This window comes from Undibacterium sp. RTI2.2 (assembly GCF_035018705.1).
Classification (GTDB): Bacteria; Pseudomonadota; Gammaproteobacteria; order Burkholderiales; family Burkholderiaceae_D; genus Undibacterium.
The window spans coordinates 59,706-77,555 of record NZ_JASJXN010000008.1 but is presented as its reverse complement, the minus strand read 5'-3'; the positions used below and the strand labels follow the sequence as shown (position 1 = coordinate 77,555).

The 17,850-nt window shown below is 49.3% G+C and carries 13 protein-coding genes; 5 read left to right on the top strand and 8 right to left on the bottom strand.

What is annotated here, in order from left to right; genetic code table 11:
• The first annotated feature begins 267 nt into the window (after positions 1-267).
• The 3 genes from QN395_RS06375 to QN395_RS06365 all read left to right on the top strand — a co-directional run bounded on the left by QN395_RS06375 (position 268) and on the right by QN395_RS06365 (position 7,135).
• Positions 268-3,873 carry an indolepyruvate ferredoxin oxidoreductase family protein gene (locus QN395_RS06375; protein ID WP_322120383.1) on the top strand — a complete coding sequence of 1,202 codons (3,606 nt, stop codon included), beginning with the start codon at positions 268-270 and terminating at the stop codon, positions 3,871-3,873.
• A 386-nt stretch (positions 3,874-4,259) separates the two neighbouring features.
• Complete coding sequence (gene guaD, locus QN395_RS06370; RefSeq protein ID WP_322120384.1) at positions 4,260-5,588, top strand: guanine deaminase; 1,329 nt, start codon at positions 4,260-4,262, stop codon at positions 5,586-5,588.
• Between the two features lie 530 nt (positions 5,589-6,118).
• Complete coding sequence (locus QN395_RS06365) at positions 6,119-7,135, top strand: LLM class flavin-dependent oxidoreductase (RefSeq protein ID WP_416200129.1); 1,017 nt, start codon at positions 6,119-6,121, stop codon at positions 7,133-7,135.
• An 18-nt stretch (positions 7,136-7,153) separates the two neighbouring features.
• Here QN395_RS06365 and QN395_RS06360 read toward each other — a convergent pair whose 3' ends face one another.
• Positions 7,154-8,629 (bottom strand): HAMP domain-containing sensor histidine kinase, encoded by a 1,476-nt coding sequence (locus tag QN395_RS06360; protein WP_322120385.1) that lies wholly within the window; start codon positions 8,627-8,629, stop codon positions 7,154-7,156.
• Positions 8,626-9,411 carry a response regulator transcription factor gene (locus QN395_RS06355; RefSeq protein WP_322120386.1) on the bottom strand — a complete coding sequence of 262 codons (786 nt, stop codon included), beginning with the start codon at positions 9,409-9,411 and terminating at the stop codon, positions 8,626-8,628. Before QN395_RS06355 ends, QN395_RS06360 begins: the two co-directional genes overlap by 4 nt.
• A gap of 335 nt (positions 9,412-9,746) precedes the next feature.
• On the opposite strand from QN395_RS06355, the gene QN395_RS06350 reads away from it, so the two are divergent.
• Both QN395_RS06350 and QN395_RS06345 read left to right on the top strand, forming a co-directional pair.
• Positions 9,747-10,934, top strand: a complete 1,188-nt coding sequence (locus QN395_RS06350; protein WP_323491800.1) for a hypothetical protein — start codon at positions 9,747-9,749, stop codon at positions 10,932-10,934.
• Positions 10,935-11,341: 407 nt separating this feature from the next.
• Positions 11,342-12,802, top strand: coding sequence for a hypothetical protein (locus QN395_RS06345; protein ID WP_322120388.1), 1,461 nt, complete (start codon positions 11,342-11,344; stop codon positions 12,800-12,802).
• Positions 12,803-12,943: 141 nt separating this feature from the next.
• Here the strand turns inward: QN395_RS06345 and QN395_RS06340 are convergent, their stop codons facing one another.
• The 6 genes from QN395_RS06340 to QN395_RS06315 form a co-directional block, all read right to left on the bottom strand.
• The gene (locus QN395_RS06340) at positions 12,944-13,879 is read right to left on the bottom strand and encodes an alpha/beta hydrolase (protein WP_322120389.1); all 936 of its coding nucleotides are present in this window, start codon (positions 13,877-13,879) and stop codon (positions 12,944-12,946) included.
• A 188-nt stretch (positions 13,880-14,067) separates the two neighbouring features.
• Positions 14,068-15,009: an MBL fold metallo-hydrolase gene (locus tag QN395_RS06335; RefSeq protein ID WP_322121649.1), complete on the bottom strand. Its 942-nt coding sequence runs from the start codon at positions 15,007-15,009 to the stop codon at positions 14,068-14,070.
• A 102-nt stretch (positions 15,010-15,111) separates the two neighbouring features.
• Positions 15,112-15,351, bottom strand: a complete 240-nt coding sequence (locus QN395_RS06330) for a DUF1289 domain-containing protein (RefSeq protein WP_322120390.1) — start codon at positions 15,349-15,351, stop codon at positions 15,112-15,114.
• 7 nt (positions 15,352-15,358) lie between these two features.
• Positions 15,359-15,856, bottom strand: a complete 498-nt coding sequence (locus tag QN395_RS06325; protein ID WP_322120391.1) for a YbaK/EbsC family protein — start codon at positions 15,854-15,856, stop codon at positions 15,359-15,361.
• A 134-nt stretch (positions 15,857-15,990) separates the two neighbouring features.
• Positions 15,991-16,338: a PilZ domain-containing protein gene (locus QN395_RS06320; RefSeq protein ID WP_322120392.1), complete on the bottom strand. Its 348-nt coding sequence runs from the start codon at positions 16,336-16,338 to the stop codon at positions 15,991-15,993.
• A gap of 223 nt (positions 16,339-16,561) precedes the next feature.
• The gene (locus tag QN395_RS06315) at positions 16,562-17,803 is read right to left on the bottom strand and encodes a TIGR03862 family flavoprotein (RefSeq protein ID WP_323491827.1); all 1,242 of its coding nucleotides are present in this window, start codon (positions 17,801-17,803) and stop codon (positions 16,562-16,564) included.
• Positions 17,804-17,850: the final 47 nt, after the last annotated feature.

Here is a 17,850-nt window from a genome sequence, read left to right as displayed (position 1 = left end):
ATAGCAGCGAGTAGCTTTCCGTTTTTGCGTAAGTCCTAAAACAGATTATTTTAATATATTAGCAATACCATTTTAATATTGGTGCGTAGTAATTCGACCCGGATTACAGTCGTGCTTTTGGCCAAATTCGCATAAAATGGTGGCAACCTCAGCCACCGCAATGAGAACCGATTTTTGATACCTCGCTATCGGTTCTGAGCAAACCTGTGTCTTACCGGATACCGCGCATGTTCTTTGCAATCTAAATCACAAATTTTGGAGTATCACATGTCATCTGACACCAGCTTGGAGTCTGCCGAACACTCTTCAGTGCAGCCGCTCGCCCTACCTTCTACACCAGCCGCACCAGCTACCATAGTAACAACGCCTCCTCAGTTGCACGACGTCAAACTTGACGATAAATACACATCCACTAGCGGCACCATTTTTCTGTCCGGCATTCAGGCATTAGTGCGCTTGCCGATGATACAAAAATTACGTGATCAGGCCGCAGGTTTGAATACAGCCGGATTTATTTCTGGCTATCGTGGTTCACCTTTAGGTGGTCTGGACGAAACCTTGTGGAAGACACAAAAATTACTGGATGCGAGCCACGTCAAGTTTGTGCCAGGCGTAAATGAAGATTTGGCAGCCACCGCAGTATGGGGTACCCAGACAGTCGATCTGATTGGCCCTGCAAAATACGATGGCGTGTTTGCCATGTGGTACGGCAAAGGCCCAGGCGTAGATCGTTGCGGCGACGTGTTTAAGCATATGAATCATGCTGGTACTGCACAATATGGCGGCGTCTTATTGGTGGCGGGTGATGATCATGGTGCTTACTCCTCAACTTTGCCGCATCAGTCTGATCATATTTTTTCTGCTTGCATGATCCCTATGTTGTACCCCTGCAATGTGCAGGAATATCTGGATTTAGGTTTGCATGCATGGGCTATGTCGCGCTTCTCTGGTTGCGCTGTGGGCTTTAAAGCCTTGGCTGATACTGTTGAGTCTAGTTCGTCCGCGGATGCTGATCCTTTCCGTCTCAAGATTACGATCCCAGAAGATTTTGTGATGCCCGAAGGTGGCTTGAATACGCGTTTGTCACTAGATACCTTGGGCATACAGGCACGTAAGCAAGAAGCCTTGATGCAAGACTACAAAATCTACGCAGCACTTGCCTACGCGCGCGCCAACAAACTCAATCACACAACGATTGATAGCCCTAACGCCAAGCTCGGTATTGTTGCCTCTGGCAAGTCCTACCTCGATGTGCTGGAGGCGATGGAAGAACTTGGCATTGATGAGAAATTCGCTGCCGAGATTGGTATCCGCCTTTATAAGGTTTCAATGCCGTGGCCGCTGGAGCCAGATGGTGTGCGGGAATTTGCACAAGGTTTGGATGAGATTCTGGTGGTAGAAGAAAAACGCCAGATGGTCGAGTATCAACTTAAAGAACAACTTTACAATTGGCGCGATGATGTGCGTCCGCGAGTGATCGGTAAGTTCGATGAAAAAGGCGAATGGGTACATCCACGTGGTGACTGGTTGCTGACGTCCAAAGCAGATTTTTCTGTCGCCCAAATTGCTCGCGTTATCGCGGCAAGGATTGCACGCTTCCACACTAGTGATTTGATTAAGGCACGCCTGGCGTTTTTAGAAGCAAAAGATGTGGTACTGAACAAGGATGTGAATACGCCTCCGCGTCCGGCATATTACTGCTCCGGTTGCCCGCACAATACGTCGACCAAAGTACCGGAAGGTAGTCTCGCGCTGGCAGGTATTGGTTGCCACGTCATGGCGACCGCCATTTATCCCGAATTTAATAAACTGACGACGCACATGGGTGGTGAAGGTGCTCCTTGGATTGGACAAGCTGCGTTTTCGACGTTGCCGCATGTATTTCAAAATCTGGGTGACGGCACATATTTCCACTCTGGTTATTTGGCGATCCGTGCTGCTGTGGCTGCCAAGGTCAATATCACGTACAAGATTTTGTATAACGACGCCGTTGCGATGACCGGCGGTCAACCAGTTGACGGCACGATCAGCGTCCACATGATGGCGCAGCAAATGGCGGCAGAAGGCGTAAAGCGGATTGCTCTGGTGACTGAAGATCTTTCCCGCTATACAGACCGCTCTGCATTACCCGATCTGGTGACGCTACATGATCGCAAAGATATGGATGCAGTTCAGCGTGAAATGCGTGAACTGACCGGTGCCAGCGTCTTGATCTACGACCAGACCTGCGCCGCGGAAAAGCGTCGTCGCCGCAAAAAGAAAGAGTTCCCCGATCCAAATCAGCGCATGTTTATCAATGAAGCGGTATGCGAAGGCTGCGGTGATTGCGGCGTGCAATCCAACTGCACTTCCATCATGCCGCTGGAAACTGAATTTGGCCGCAAACGCACGATTGATCAATCCTCCTGCAATAAAGATTATTCCTGCGTCAAAGGATTTTGCCCTAGTTTTGTCACGGTAGAGGGCGGCACCTTGCGCAAGTCTAAAACCGGGACAGCAAAAACCGACGACTTCGGCAGTTTGCCGGCTCCGGTTTTGCCGACCTGTGCTGTGCCGTACAACATTTTGCTGAATGGTATCGGCGGGACCGGTGTAATTACTATCGGTGCATTAATCGGCATGGCGGCGCATCTGGAAGGCAAGGGTGTGTCGGTATTAGACATGACAGGTATGTCGCAAAAAAATGGCTCTGTTACGTCACACATCCGCATTGCTGACAATGTTGCACGTTTGCGCGCACAACGGATTGCCACTGGTGAGGCTGATTTGATTTTGGGTTGCGATATGTTGACGGCCGGTGCCCATGATGCGATTTCTAAAATGCGCGCTGGTCGTACCCGTGCGGTGGTGAACACGCATGAACAACCGACCGGACCTTTCGCTAAAAATCCTGATTGGCAGTTCCCCGCTGAATCTGTCGAACAGCTCATTGCCGAAGCGGTCGGCAATCAGGTCGACTTTATTAATGCGACTAAATTAGCGACCGCATTGATGGGCGACTCCATCGCGACGAATTTATTTATGCTGGGCTTCGCTTACCAAAAAGGCGCTATTCCCGTATCTGAAGCTGCTTTAATGCGCGCAGTGGAATTGAACGGCGTTGCGATCGAATCCAATAAAAAAGCTTTTTTATGGGGACGTCGTGCCGCAGTGGATTTAGCTAAAGTAGAAAAAATTGCCATACCGACTTCACCTGTCGTCGTGCAAATGCCGCAAAGTCTGGATAGCGTAATCAAACGTCGTGTCGAGTATCTGACCGCCTACCAAAATGCCGCTTATGCACAGCAATATCAGGATTTGGTCAACCAGGTCCGCGTGGCAGAGGCTGCACTAGGCGCGGGGAATAAGTTAGCAACAGCGGTCGCCAAGTATGCATTTAAGTTGATGGCGTATAAAGACGAATACGAAGTAGCACGTTTGTACACCGACGGACAATTTACTGACAAACTCAAGCAGCAGTTTGAAGGCGATTTTTCCCTCAAGTTCAACTTAGCGCCGCCGCTATTTTCTAAAAAAGACGGACAAGGTCATTTGGTTAAAGCGCAGTATGGCTCCTGGGTATGGCAAGCCTTTAAATTAATGGCCAAGCTCAAGGGTTTGCGCGGCAGCAAACTGGATATCTTCGGCTACACAGAAGAGCGCAAATCCGAGCGCGCCCTGATCGTGAATTATAGCGATACGGTGTTAAGCCTGATTGCCAACTTAAACCAAGATAATCTGGACAAGGCAGTGCAAGTCGCCAATTTGCCCGAGAAAGTCCGTGGTTTTGGTCATGTCAAAGAAAAAGCCATGCAAACTTATTATGCTGAACAAGCTAACTTATTAAAGGCGTCAGCAAGTAAGAACTACGCAGAAATCATACACGCCGCTTAATGAGGAGTATCCAAGTTGCGGCATGGTTTTAGCTAATTTTATGGCTATACTTGATCTCGATTTTTGATCTCCCAATCATTCTGCGGCTTTCAACCTATTTTTGGCCTGGAAGCCGCAGAATAATTGGACTTTTAAAAAGGTATTCTAAAAATTCTTGAACCGAGATGCATTTCTAGCCGTTGTAGTCGTTGTCGCCGTTGTAGGGTGCGCCATGCGCACCGCAGCAAATCATAGCCAACCGCGAGGAACAGCAATGCAAAGAAAAGTAGGCCGATGCGCACGTCGTAGCCTACATTTTGTAGCTTTAGGCTGGCTAATTGAGAAAGTCTTTTTAGAAACTCGCTAAATCCTATCTCAACAAGACACTCGCAACACAGATATCGCTCATGACACAGCCAAGTAATCCAACCCAAGCCTACCGGGCTAGCCTGTTGCACTTTACAGATGATCCTTTGCATAACGAGCAAGCCACGCAATGGTATGAGGACGGTCTATTAATTGTTACTGATGGCCGAGTGCAGGCGGCGGGTGATTACGCTAAGCTCAAAGCCAGCTTGTCCGCCGACGTTGAAGTTCGTCACTTCCCAGGCAAAATCATCACGCCCGGGTTTATCGATAGCCATGTCCATTATCCACAAACCGACATCATCGCCTCGCCCGCACCGGGCTTGTTGCCTTGGCTGGAGCAATACACTTTTCCGGCCGAAAGACGCTTCCAGGATCCGCAACACGCCAGCGATGTCGCGGCGTTTTTTTTGGATGAACTAACGCGTTGCGGCACCACCACGGCGATGGTGTATTGCACGGTACATCCAGAGTCCGTCGATGCTTTTTTTGAGCAAAGCCAGGCACGCAATCTGCGCATGATCGCGGGCAAAGTGCTGATGGACAGAAACTGCCCCGACTTTCTGCAAGACACGGCAGAAAGTGGTGCACACGATACGGAGGCACTGATCAAAAAATGGCATAACAATGGTCGCCAACTCTATGCCATTACCCCACGTTTCGCCCCAACTTCAACACCGGCACAACTGCAACTGACCGGTGAATTAGCGCGAACATATCCAGATACATTTATCCAATCGCACGTGGCAGAAAATAAGGATGAATGCGCCTGGGCCAGATCACTCTTCCCGGAAGCACGCAGTTATCTGGACATCTACGATCGCTACGGATTGATGCGTCAGCGCGCCATGTACGGTCACTGCATCTGGCTGGACGACCAAGACCGCGCCCGCATGGCAGCAAGCCAATCTGCGGTAGCACTCTGCCCGACTTCTAATCTATTTTTGGGTAGCGGCTTATTCGATTTTAAACAAGCCGATGCAGCACGCGTGCCAATGGCACTGGCTACGGATGTGGGCGGCGGAACGACGTTCTCGATGCTACAAACCATGAACGAAACCTACAAGGTCGCCCGCATGGGCGGCAGCTATTTATCCGCTACCCGCATGTTTTATCTTGCAACGCTGGGCGGTGCACGCAGTATGCAACTGGAAGGTACCATCGGGAATTTTGCCGCCAATACCGAAGCCGATTTTATCGTCCTCGACCCGCAGGCAACTCCACTACTGGCACGCCGCAGCGCGCAAGCAAATAATCTTGAAGAGTTACTATTTGCAATGGCCTTGTTGGGAGATGATCGAAGCGTCGCGATGACATTTGTAGCTGGGCAGCGGGCTTATGCTGCGGTTTACAGTAGCCCAAAATACTAATGCGTTAAGGTAGTCCTGAGCGGGTGCTCCAGAGCGAATAACAAAGTCTTAAAAAACTTGAAAAAATGGATACTCCCCTATTTTTATAAAAAATATCGTCTATAGTCCATTTAATACATGGACTACTTAAATATACTAGATATGAGTATATTTAAGACATCTTCAATCAATATCCATTTTGGCGTTGAACAGAACATCGGCTAAAAGCACTTGCTGCCAAATATGTTTCACCGTTTTGCGTCATTCCGGCGTGCCTTTAGCCGGAATCCAGTGACGTCCGCGACCAGACCACCATCGTAGGTCGCTGGGTCCCAGCAAAAAACACGCTGGGATGACGTAGCTAAATAGTTTGAGGTTGTAACAATCGCCATATCGCTTATCTCACAAATACCGCAAACCCATTCGCCCCTGGCAAAACCGACTCCAGACAAAAGGACTACACTGTTTGCTCACGCCTTGAGCAAACTCAAGTCCTGCATAAGCCACCACTTGTCGCTTGTGTTTTCTGCTTTAGTACCAATTTGAATGCTATGAAACCTATCACACCTCTGTCGATTCTCGACCTTTCCCCCATCACCCAAGGGAGCGATGCTGCGCAGTCGTTCCGTAACTCGCTGGATTTGGCGCAGCATGGTGAGCGCTGGGGATTTAAGCGATATTGGCTGGCGGAACATCACGGCATGCCGGGGATTGCCAGCGCAGCGACGGCGGTATTGATCGGGCATGTGGCGGCGGGTACCTCGACCATTCGTGTCGGTGCAGGTGGAATTATGTTGCCGAATCATTCGCCCCTGGTGATTGCGGAGCAATTTGGGACTTTAGAATCGTTATTCCCTGGCCGGATTGATTTGGGTCTGGGACGTGCGCCGGGGTCTGATCAACTGACTGCGCGGGCTTTGCGGCGTAATTTGGGATCGGATGCGGATGAGTTCCCGCAAGATGTGGCGGAGCTGATGGATTATTTTTCTGCTGAACCACGGCAAGCGGTGCGAGCGGTACCCGGCACGGGTTTAAAAGTACCGGTCTGGATTTTAGGTTCCAGCCTATTTGGCGCGCAACTGGCAGCGGCGATGGGCTTGCCGTATGCATTTGCGTCCCACTTTGCGCCACAGCAAATGATGCAGGCGGTTGCGCTGTATCGCGCCAACTTCCGTCCGTCTGCGCAATTGGCAAAACCGTATGTCATGCTGGGTTTTAATGTATTTGCAGCGGACACCGATGAAGAGGCGCAGTTCCGTGCAACCTCGATGAAGCAGGCTTTTATTAATCTGCGTAGCGCTCGTCCAGCCAAGCTGCCGCCACCAGTAGAAAACTACAATAAGCTGATCGGTCCGCAAGAACATGCCTTACTCGATCAAATTCTGTCTTGCTCTGCGATCGGTGCGCCAGACACTGTGGCGCAAGGCATCCGCGATTTTATTGAGCGTACCGGTGCTGATGAGTTGATGATGACTTCACAGATTTTCGATCATCAGGCACGTTTGCGGTCGTATGAGATTGCGGCGAGCGTTTGCGGTTTGAACAAGCTGGATGCGGTGGCGGCTTAATCGAAACAACCAATCAACTTAACGCGCAGGGAAAGAAAAACTCAGACAAGTTCCCTTAGCGGCAGATACTTGCTGCAAATTGCGAATCGTAAAATGTCCGCCGTGTAGCTCAACGATGGTTTTAATAATCACCGATCCCAACCCAAGAGAAATCTCTGCCTTACCAGGAGCGATCAGCACACGCTGATCGCGGCGTTGTCCAAAACTGCGTATCACTTCTTCTGACATTCCGTCGCCATCATCTTGCACCGTAATCTCTATGCGATCTGCCTTACGGATAATGTGGGTACGCACGCTTGATCTTGCGTAGCGGGCGGCGTTCTCATAGACGTTATGAAATAGCCGGGATATCAGATAGGCGTCGCCGATGATGTGATAATCCTGCGCTGTCGTAGACACGGTGGCGGACGCTGCGGTGGACACTACGCCGGCAACTACAGCAGCACCCGCCGGGATGGCTTCCATCTCAAACAAAATGGTGCCGCCACGATTATGGTTACTGTTTTGGGCATTGCGCATTTCTATCGTAGCCAGTTCAAACAAATCGACGCTACTGGCTTGTTTGCGATAACGTGGCTCGTCAATATTGGCGATAAAAAACAGGTCGTCAATCAGCTTAGTGAAGTAATCAATCTCACTACTGACAACAGCAAAAAATTCAGCGCGTTCATCCTCACTCATATTCTCGCCATGCACCGAGAGCGTATCGATTGAAGTACGCAAACTGGTCAGCGGCGTGCGCAGATCATGACCTAGTTCTTGCAAGAGTTCGCGCCGGGTGCGTTCTATGGCTTGCAGTTGCGTGACCAGACGCTGAATCTCGTCTGCCATCTGATTAAAGTTCAACATCAGGCCACCCACAGCATCAAGCTTACCCGCTTTAAAACGTGCACTCAGATTGCCGGATTCCATTTGCTGTATCACTTGCTTTGCCTCGGATGAACGACCGCGCAAGTACAGCATGGTCATCAATAGCCCCAGCAAAATTGCGCCTATCAGCGTCGTGACAAACAACAAAGACATACTAAAAAATGTCCCGCGTGCGGCATTGCCAGGATTGCGCACCAGCAGATAGACCGGTTGGCTGGCACTTAGGCGAATGATCGCCGTAGCAGGACCGCCAGAAAAAAAGCGACCTCGCGTGATCAGCTCATGCACCTGCACTGGCTTGGCTCGTTGCAGCAATCCAAGCGGTGGGGCCGCATTGGTACTGCTGGCTACAATTTGATTCTCCGCGTTGATAACCCATAGCTCCAGCGGCATAGCAGGTGATTCACTCCGGTAGCGTTGTACTTGTGCAAGAGCATCTTGATATGCCAGACCAGAATTGGATTGCTGCTCTACGATTTGCGTAATAAACAGATAGACGCTGCGTTGCACTTCTTCTGTCGGACGACCTGTGATTTCGCGCAGCACGAGCACATAACCAGTACTGAGCACGCAGGCGAAAAAAATACTGATACCAAAAAATCGTAACCACAATGATCGGTTCATGCGGACTCCAGTTTGTAGCCGACGCCATAGATCGCGACGATACGCACATCGGACCCGGCATCTTTGAGTTTGCGTCTTAAATGGCTGAGGTGGGAATCAATCGTCCGGTCGTAGATCGAATGATCGATGTCCTTGTCATTGGCAGCGCTACTTTCCTGGAACTGATCCAGAATCTGCTCACGGGTAATCGCATCGCCCGCTGCACGGACTAGCAACAAGAGCACTTCATATTCTTTTTTACCTAGAGGAATAATAGTGCCATTAACACTAGCGGTACGCCGCTGCAAATCCATGCTAAGGCCACCGAACACCGCTAATACCCTGTCTTTTTGTCTTGTGTCAAACGGCTTTAGCAAACGCCGCATACGTGCTGCCAGCTCTAATAATCCACAAGGCTTGCGGATGTAATCATCAGCGCCCCCGTCTATGCCAGCTACCGCAGTTGCCTCATCGGTACGTGCTGAAAGTATTAAGATCGGCGTGTGTGGCTGAATGTGGGACAAATTATTAGACTTATAACTCTTCTGGCGATGACTTGTCTGGCTGGCGCGCAACTGGCGGCATAAGCTGATGCCGTCACCATCGGGCAATCCGACATCTAACATAATCAAATCAAACGGCGATGCCGGATGCTGTAGCGGGCGCTGCACCAAAATACTATTTGCCTCCGCGATGCTTGCAGCTAGCATCAGCTCAAAGCCCTCGTAACGCAAACCCATCATAAGCGTGCGTGCAATCATTGGATCGTCTTCAACTAGAAGCACTTGGTACGCAGAAGTCATAGGGGTTTGGCGATAAATTTAAAATGGGTAGCGCAACGACACGATAAAAAAGTCTTCAGGCCGTTTTGGTCAATTTTAAAGATCCAGGACTTACGCAAAATTGTCCCGGCAAGGCGTAGCGACGAAGATAGTACTTGAGTACAGCAAGGAGCTACAACGCAGCCGGGACGGTTTTGCGTAAGTCCCAAGATCATTTTGCCATAGCAAATAGACACAATACTGTTTCCACAAAAATTACAGAATTGATCAATACAATGCAAATCATGATGTGAGCATCTGTAGATCATATGGTGGTCATCTTGTGAATGCGATCTGGTAAATGTGACGGGGAGAATATGATGCGCCATTTTTTTGAAACTCATTCTGAGTCTGAAGCTGAATCTAGTGCTGAATATCGTGCCGTTCTTCATAACATTAACTGGAAGCGTCTGTTAGCCAGAACCACGCCGCTTGCCATTACGGCGACAAGTACCGTCTTGTTTTTAAGTGCGTGCGGCGGCGGTTCTGCTGACCCGACTGCAAGCACTGCACAAAACGCAGCTGCAGTATCCAGCGCCGGTACCAGTGACACGGTAAGCACACCCGATGCCTCAAGCGCGATATATAGCGCGGCTATCGCTGCGGCCCAAAAATCTGCCGCTACTGATCCTTTATGCGCGGTATCCAAACTAGGAGATTTTTATTGGGAAATCGGTAATAGCATCAGCGCCAAACCGATTGCTTCTGGTTCTCTGGGTACCGGTAGTGTGGTGGCATCGTCATATTTCAATATCGCTTCGGCATCAAAATGGATCTTTGGTGCGTATGTGGTAGAGAAAAAAGGCATAGAGTCCGTGCGCAATACCGTCTCGCTCAGCGATGGCTTACGATTTTTATCTGGTTACACCGGACTTAACGATACTGCCTGCGCTGGTACCGGTTCGGTCAACGCCTGTTTTATCGCCGGAATGAACGGCAATACCAGCCAACCCGACCCCACCACCGTCGGCAAGTTTGATTATGACGGTGGGCATGACCAAAAACTAGCCGCCATCGATCTGGGATTAGGCAACTTTACGGCAGCACAACTGACGGCCGAATACCAAAACACGCCGGGTTTGAGTAAGGGGTTCAATATGGCACCGCTGGATCCTTTAATGGCTGGAGGCATGATGGGCACGGCAACCGATTACGCTTTATTCCTACGCAAAATGATGAACCAGCAATTAGTAATCGGCAGCCACCTAGGCGAGAATGCAGTCTGTACTTTGCCAGGTAACTGTCCGGGCAAAGTAGCGTATTCGCCGATTGTCGCACTACAAGAACCATGGACCTATTCTTACAACCACTGGGTAGAATCGCAATACGGCAATGGCAGCATTGATGCATATTCCAGCCCAGGGAAATGGGGTTTCTATCCTTGGATTTCTAGCGATAAAAAATACTACGGCATCGTCTCCAGGCACGACACCAACCCAACTGCCTACGCCGTCTCGGTACTGTGCGGCAGACAAATCCGTAAGGCATTTTTAGGTGCGCTTTGAAAACTTTTGGTGAATCTTTGAGGGAATATTGAGTTCGTTTTTGAGCGCATTTTGAGAAATTTTAAAACCCGCAAGCTTATAATCTAAGCCGCTACCCAAGCTGGCAACGAAGCGTAAAAGATTGCATGAGTACGTTCTGATAATAAAATTCTCAGACGTATTTATGCAGTTTTGCATATACTCCCCATTATTTTTCATAAAAATAGCCCATTCCCCATTATTTACGTTGACACCTTTAATATACTTATAAGGAATATATTTTAAATAACTGAATGAAAAATCTAATATTCAGTTAAAACTGATGGCAATTTGTCCAAAAAATAACCGTAGTAATCTTATCTATTTGTTGAGAAGATGGCGGCTCTCAGACACAATTCGGTTAAACGGACAACAGAAGAAGCTACTCTATGCCAACGACGACACCGCAAAATGCGCCTGCAATAACACCCTCCACTGGCATCAAAAAAATACTCCGCTGGCCTTTGCGCATCATCGGCGGACTACTTGGCCTGATAATTTTATTACTTACTATTTTTGTCCTACTCAATTTACGTGACTCGCAACTCACACCTGTAGCCCAAACTTTGTTGAAAGAACCGAGCTACCTGGTTCCTGATGAGCAAAATGGCTTCTTTATCCTGCGAGCGATGCAGGCCGACGCCAGCCTGGATGCGCTGACAACTGGTAAAAATAGTGTACATGCAGAAGAAACAAGTTACCGTGCAGACCCTGGTCATTTCGACCTTGGGCGCGTTGCGGATACGTACAAGAGAGCACCAAGTTTTGTATGGGATGGCCATGCGTGTAGTAATACACAACAAAATTGCGTTGCAGAGAACTTAATTCAGCGTGCCAATCGGACAGAACAAATCAATGCGAATGCGTTGTTGCTCCAACGTTATGCACAAATGCAAGCACTACAAGGCTATGAAGAACACATGATTCCTATAGGGGCTGCGGTGACGCCAGCTTATTCCTATTTAACCAAAGCGTCTGAGATGACGATTACTATGGCTGAGTTTGAGATTGCTGACGGGCATCTGCAAAACGGCATCGCAATACTACAAAAAAATGATCGCTATCTACGTTTATTGACGGAAAAAAGCGCCAGTCTTATCTCAAAAATGGTGACTTTGTCTATGCTGCGCAAGCAGGCCAGAACCATCAGCGAGCTAGTCAATAAGTATCCAAAATTAGCAAGCGACTATGGCGACTCATTCAGCGCATTAGTGCATCCGCTGACGCAAAGTGAATTGGATTTTTCCAGAGCATTGATGGCGGAAGCACGCTTCGTCAATTTTTTCTTAACCATCGATTATGCTCAAACTAGAGCCATCCAAGATCCAGCTGATTCGCAAATTGCCTTCAATGTTTGTGAGTATTTGTGTAAGCTTTTTTTTCAACCCAACGCGACTGTGAATGACATGGCAGCATATTGGCAAGCACGCATCGCCACCGCAAATCAGCCAGCGTCGCATTACACGCAGATACGGCAGACACTCATTGCACAAAAATCAAACCAGCAAGCTGTATTTAAGTACCTGCGCTATGCCTATAACCCAGTCGGCAAAATTCTGACGGATGTTGCTGCGCAAAATCCAGATACTTATCTGAGCTACATGGAGAAAAGTGCTGACATTGATGCCTACTTGCGGCTAGTCGGATTACAAATCAAGCTGCGCCAGAATAAGATTGCTGACAACGCAATTGCCGATTATGTGGCGCATGCGGCAGAACCTCTCCGCAGTCCTTATGATGGCTCTGCGATGATCTGGAATGCAAAAGAGAAACAGCTAGAATTTGTAGGAAGACAAAGCGCTTCAGGGAATTTTAATCCAGGCAAACGTTTTGTCATAAAGATGAGCTGAGCCGATAAGAAATTACCGTTAAATTTAAATAAAATCAATATACTCCCAATAATTTTTTATAAAAATTACATATGATCCAGTAAATTAAAAGAGGACTGAAATTTACTATATGGGTGTGCTTGTTTTAGTATAGCAAAAAATTCACTGAGCTGCGATTGTAGCAGGCTGACGTCCGGCGTCCGTCAACACAAATTGACTGACGGCATCCAAGGTTGGCGCCAAACCTCGCAATGGCCAGGACATGCTGCCGATCAGACTCACGTGGCTGGTCTTATCAAAATGAAATTCTTGCACCGGCACGCCTGCCGCACGTAATTTGTTAGCGAGTCCGGTAGTGTTACGGATGGGATTCACCAGTTTGTCATCCACTGGCGCGATCAATAAACTCGGTATCGAACTGGCGCTGACATGGTTAATCGGTTGAGAATCTACAGGCGTATCCGGATAAAAAAATACTGGCTTCGCTTCTTCATTAGTGATGGGAATAAAGTCATACGGCCCGGCCAAACCGATCCAGCCACGCAAGGCCGAAGGCTGCATACCGACCGCCGCCAACCAGCGCGGATCGAGCGCGATCATCGCCGCGTTGTAGGCGCCGGCGCTGTGCCCCATCACAAAAAGGCGCTTGGGATCACCGCCGTAACGCTGGATTTCTTTACTCACATAGGCCATGGCTAATGCGCCGTCTTGCAAAAATGCCGGATACCGGACTTGCGGATACAAACGGTAATCTGCCAACACACAAAGAATGCCGCGTGAGGTCAACGCTTCTGCCACGAATAGATAATCAGCACGCGAGCCCGAATTCCAGGTGCCACCATAAAAAAACACCACGACCGGCCACGAAGCCTTGGGCGTGCTATTGGCATTGCTAGACGATGCTGGGGGATTGGCGGTGGGCGTGTAAATATCCATCTTTTGCCGCGGGTCGGTGCCGTAAGCAATATCGGCAACTTTGCTATACGACGAGCTTGGCGTCAGTGCATTGATGGTACGTACCGGTGAACAGGCAGCGATAACGCCAAACAGAATTAGTACCGTCGCTATAGAAATAATGAGTTTTAGCCAAGCTGCCACAGTAGCTCCTAGAAGATGGGTATGACTTTATTCGCAGTAAAACCGCGTTTGGATTCAAATCAACGGCTTTGTTGAGTATTGCTGTTACTCCGGCAACTCTTAAAATACCTCATTCCTGCCTTCGCAGGAGCGACGAAGTGAGTATCAAATTGAGCCAGCATATTGAATTGCCGAATCAATCAATTATGTTAGCGGGTACTTGCCAGCACATCGTCCTGCAATCTGGCGACACCGGATTTAATTAAGTCAGCAAGCAAGGAGTTCATTAAGGGCTCTACAGCTTCATCAACGATCTGCGAAGACGCTCGCATGATGCGGTTTTGCGTCAGCGATTGCCGGATGGCGCTTACTGGTAATTGCTGCGTCTCTAATAACTGAAACGCGATCATCACCTTCAGGGCATTGCGGGCATTGCGTTTGGGATCAGCCGCCAGATAATCGAGCCTGCTGTGGGCACGCTCAAGCGCCTCAGCAACATCGGTAAAAGGCGCGCCGTGGCCTGGAACAACGATGCGTACCTCCAGCTCGCTAATCATCTGCAAGACCGCCGCTTGCTCGGCAAAACCGGACTCGCCTTCCAGTTCAGGAAAGATCACGCCAAAACCGTTTTGCCACAAGGCATCGGCGGAAATCAAAATTGCCTCGCTGGCGCAATACAGCATCAGCGAATGCGGATCATGACCGGGTGCCGCCAATACTTGCCATTGCAAACCAGCTAAAGTCATCTGCTGACCCGGCGACAAACTGGCATCAAAACTAAATTGCTGGCAACGTTGCCCGGTCGCCTTGTAGGTCAGGACATCTTCATCCCAAGCCGCAACCGCCGGCGCATCTGCCACCGGGATCAGCGTGCGGCAAGCATAAGTCTGTTGTAGGATGGCGTTACCACCACAATGATCTGAATGCAGGTGAGTATTGATCAGCAAATCTAATGGACGCCCTTGCAGCGCATGCTGAACCAGCGCCAGGGTTTGACCGGCATGCGTCAGATAACCGCTGTCAACCAATGCGGTCGTGTGTTCGTCTACCAAAAGAATATTGTTGGACGAGAGCCAGCCGCGTTCAAAGACTTGCATACCAGCGGGCAATTGCAGACCAACCGGACTTGCTGACGAGATGGATGAGGACATTGCTGGCTGAATATTCTGAGTATTAGTTGTGGCTGGCATGGAGCTTTTGTCTGAATGCGGTGGAATATTAATATTAGCTAAGGCCGTAAGTCCTCATCATTTCTAAGCAAACATCCGCTCCTTAACCTGTATCCAGATCTGGCGCTTAATGTCGTTGCTGGCGGTGCTCCAGCCAGTCAGTTCCGGTATGGTTCGAAAACATCCGGCACACCAGCCGTTGACCTGATCCATTTTGCAAATGCCGATACAAGGTGAGGGCACATCGCCGGTACTGTTTTCAGGATCGTAATCGTATAAAACGTTTTTGCTTGTGCCGCTGTTAAGATTATTTCCATTACTCATAAATTACTCATAAAGATGTTTTCAGTGCGATGTCTGCCAATGGCGCTTGGGTCATGGCGATTAATTGTGTTGGGGTGAGTTTAAAGACGGCATGCGGATGTCCGGCAGCCGCCCAGACCGCAGGGTATTGCATCAAGTCCTGATCAATCAAGACTAATGTCTTTTCCAGATGACCGATAGGGCAAACGCCACCGATGGCATAACCGATTTTTTCTTTTACAAACCTCGCATCGGCTTTGCCCAGTGCGCCGACAATCGCGGCAACTTTGTTCTCATCAACGCGGTTGCTGCCACTGGCAACGACCATCACGGCAGCATCATCCGACAAACGGCGGAATACAATCGACTTAGCGATTTCGGCAACACTGCAACCCAGACCTGCAGCCGCTTCTGCCGAGGTTTTGCCGCTGGCTGGCAGCATGACAATGGCTTGGTCGTGACCTAAATGTTGGAGTAAACCGGCAACGCGTTGTACGGTTTCGGGAAGAGCTTGATCTGTGGACATGAGCGTAAAGTTCAAACGGGACAGATCAATTTATAACATAAGCCGCACAAGGATGCTTGTGCGGGTGTAGCGATGTGATATTGCGAGGGGGCGCTTAAGAAAGGTTTGGTAGCAAGGAATCCAGCAAAATCTGCTTACTCCATCGTTACAGCGACTTTGCCACCCCAGCTATTGAGCAGAGCCTGATGTTGTGCAGGCACATCAAAATACTTCATACCGGCACGGTATTCACTGCCGCTTAAAATACTATAAAGACAAGTCGCTTTACAAATAACCTGCGTCCGTTGGGAGGCGTCACGCTGATCTGGCACTTCCATCATCATTTGATAAATTTGTCCGTCCTTTAATAAATGCGAACATTGCACCTGAATACCAGAACCAGAAAAATTAAGGATTTTGGAGGCCACAATATTACCGGGGGAAATCAGGATGGCAGAACGCCAGGACACATTAGAGCGAGGACTAGTGCGGGACTCATTCATGACAAAACACAGACTAGAAAAACAGAACTGAAATTGATTAGAAGTTGAAAGAAAAAATTCAAATTGACGTCTTGATTGTACCAAATTTTTCCATAGCGCAACTTAAATTTTATTGAGGACTTTTGCAAAATGGTACCTGCATGACATAGCTATCTGGATGCTACTTTAAGATTAAGCGTTAGGATGCCAATGCATGGATTTACGTAAGCCACAGTTCAGCTCATCAACTAAGCTTAGCTAAGCGATCAAGCACTCCCAAACCGGCCTGCCTGCCGCTGGCAAAACAGGCTGTTAATAAATATCCTCCGGTTGGTGCCTCCCAATCCAGCATCTCGCCTGCACAAAATACCCCGGGCAAATTCTGCAACATCAGCTTGTCGTTAAGGGCATCAAACATCACGCCACCTGCACTGCTGATGGCTTCATCAATTGGTCTTGCTGCATGCAAAGTGAGTGGCAGCGCTTTGATCGCTGCTGCTAGCGAGGCAGGTTGTTGGAATTGTTCTGCAGTCAGGCACTCTCGCAGCAAGCCGATCTTTAAGGGATCAAGCCCGACTTTGCTTTGTAAATGACTAGAGAGCGAGCGAGATCCTCGTGGATGCATTACCTCTTGGATGATGCGCTCTGCACTTTTACCGGGCGCAAGGTCCAGGTGCATTACGGCCTTGCCTTGGCTAGCGATACGCTTACGCAGCAGTGCTGATATAGCATAAATCAGGCTGCCTTCTACACCGCCTTCTGTCATGACAAATTGCCCTTGGCGTGCGAGTGGCGTGCCATCATCTTGAATAAAATGCGCAACTACCGTGATGAGCGCTTGGCCTGCAAAACGCTGACGAAAGTGTTCAGACCAGCCAATATCAAAACCACAATTGGCAGGCTGCAAAGGCGCAACGTCGATACCTCGCTGCTGTAAGGGAGTAACCCACGCACCATCTGACCCGAGGCGTGCCCAACTACCACCTCCTAATGCCAATACAACGGCATCGGCTTGTACAGTTTGCTCGCCTTCTGGCGTACTAAAACGTAGTGCATCACCATCCCAGCCCAACCAACGATGCCGCATGTGAAAGCCAACGCCAGCAGCTCGCAACCGATGTAACCATGCACGTAAAAGCGGTGCAGCTTTCATATCGGTGGGAAAGACGCGACCAGAACTACCGACAAACGTCGTGACGCCCAGCGCCTCTGCCCAGGCTCTTAATTCGGTAGCTGCAAAACTCGCTAACATGCCAGCTAAATATTGTTGGCGATCTCCATAGCGCGCCAGAAAAGCGTCGCTAGATTCGGAGTGGGTGAGGTTCATCCCGCCTTTACCAGCGAGTAAAAACTTGCGCCCGACTGAGGGCATAGCATCATATACATCCACCTGCACATCCACCTGCACATCCACCTGCACATCCGTCTGAACAGTAAGCTGCGTGGCATCGCTACTAATCGCTTGCGATACCGTTTCTGCCGCCATCAAACCTGCGGGACCACCGCCAATAATGACTACCTTATGCTTGGTGG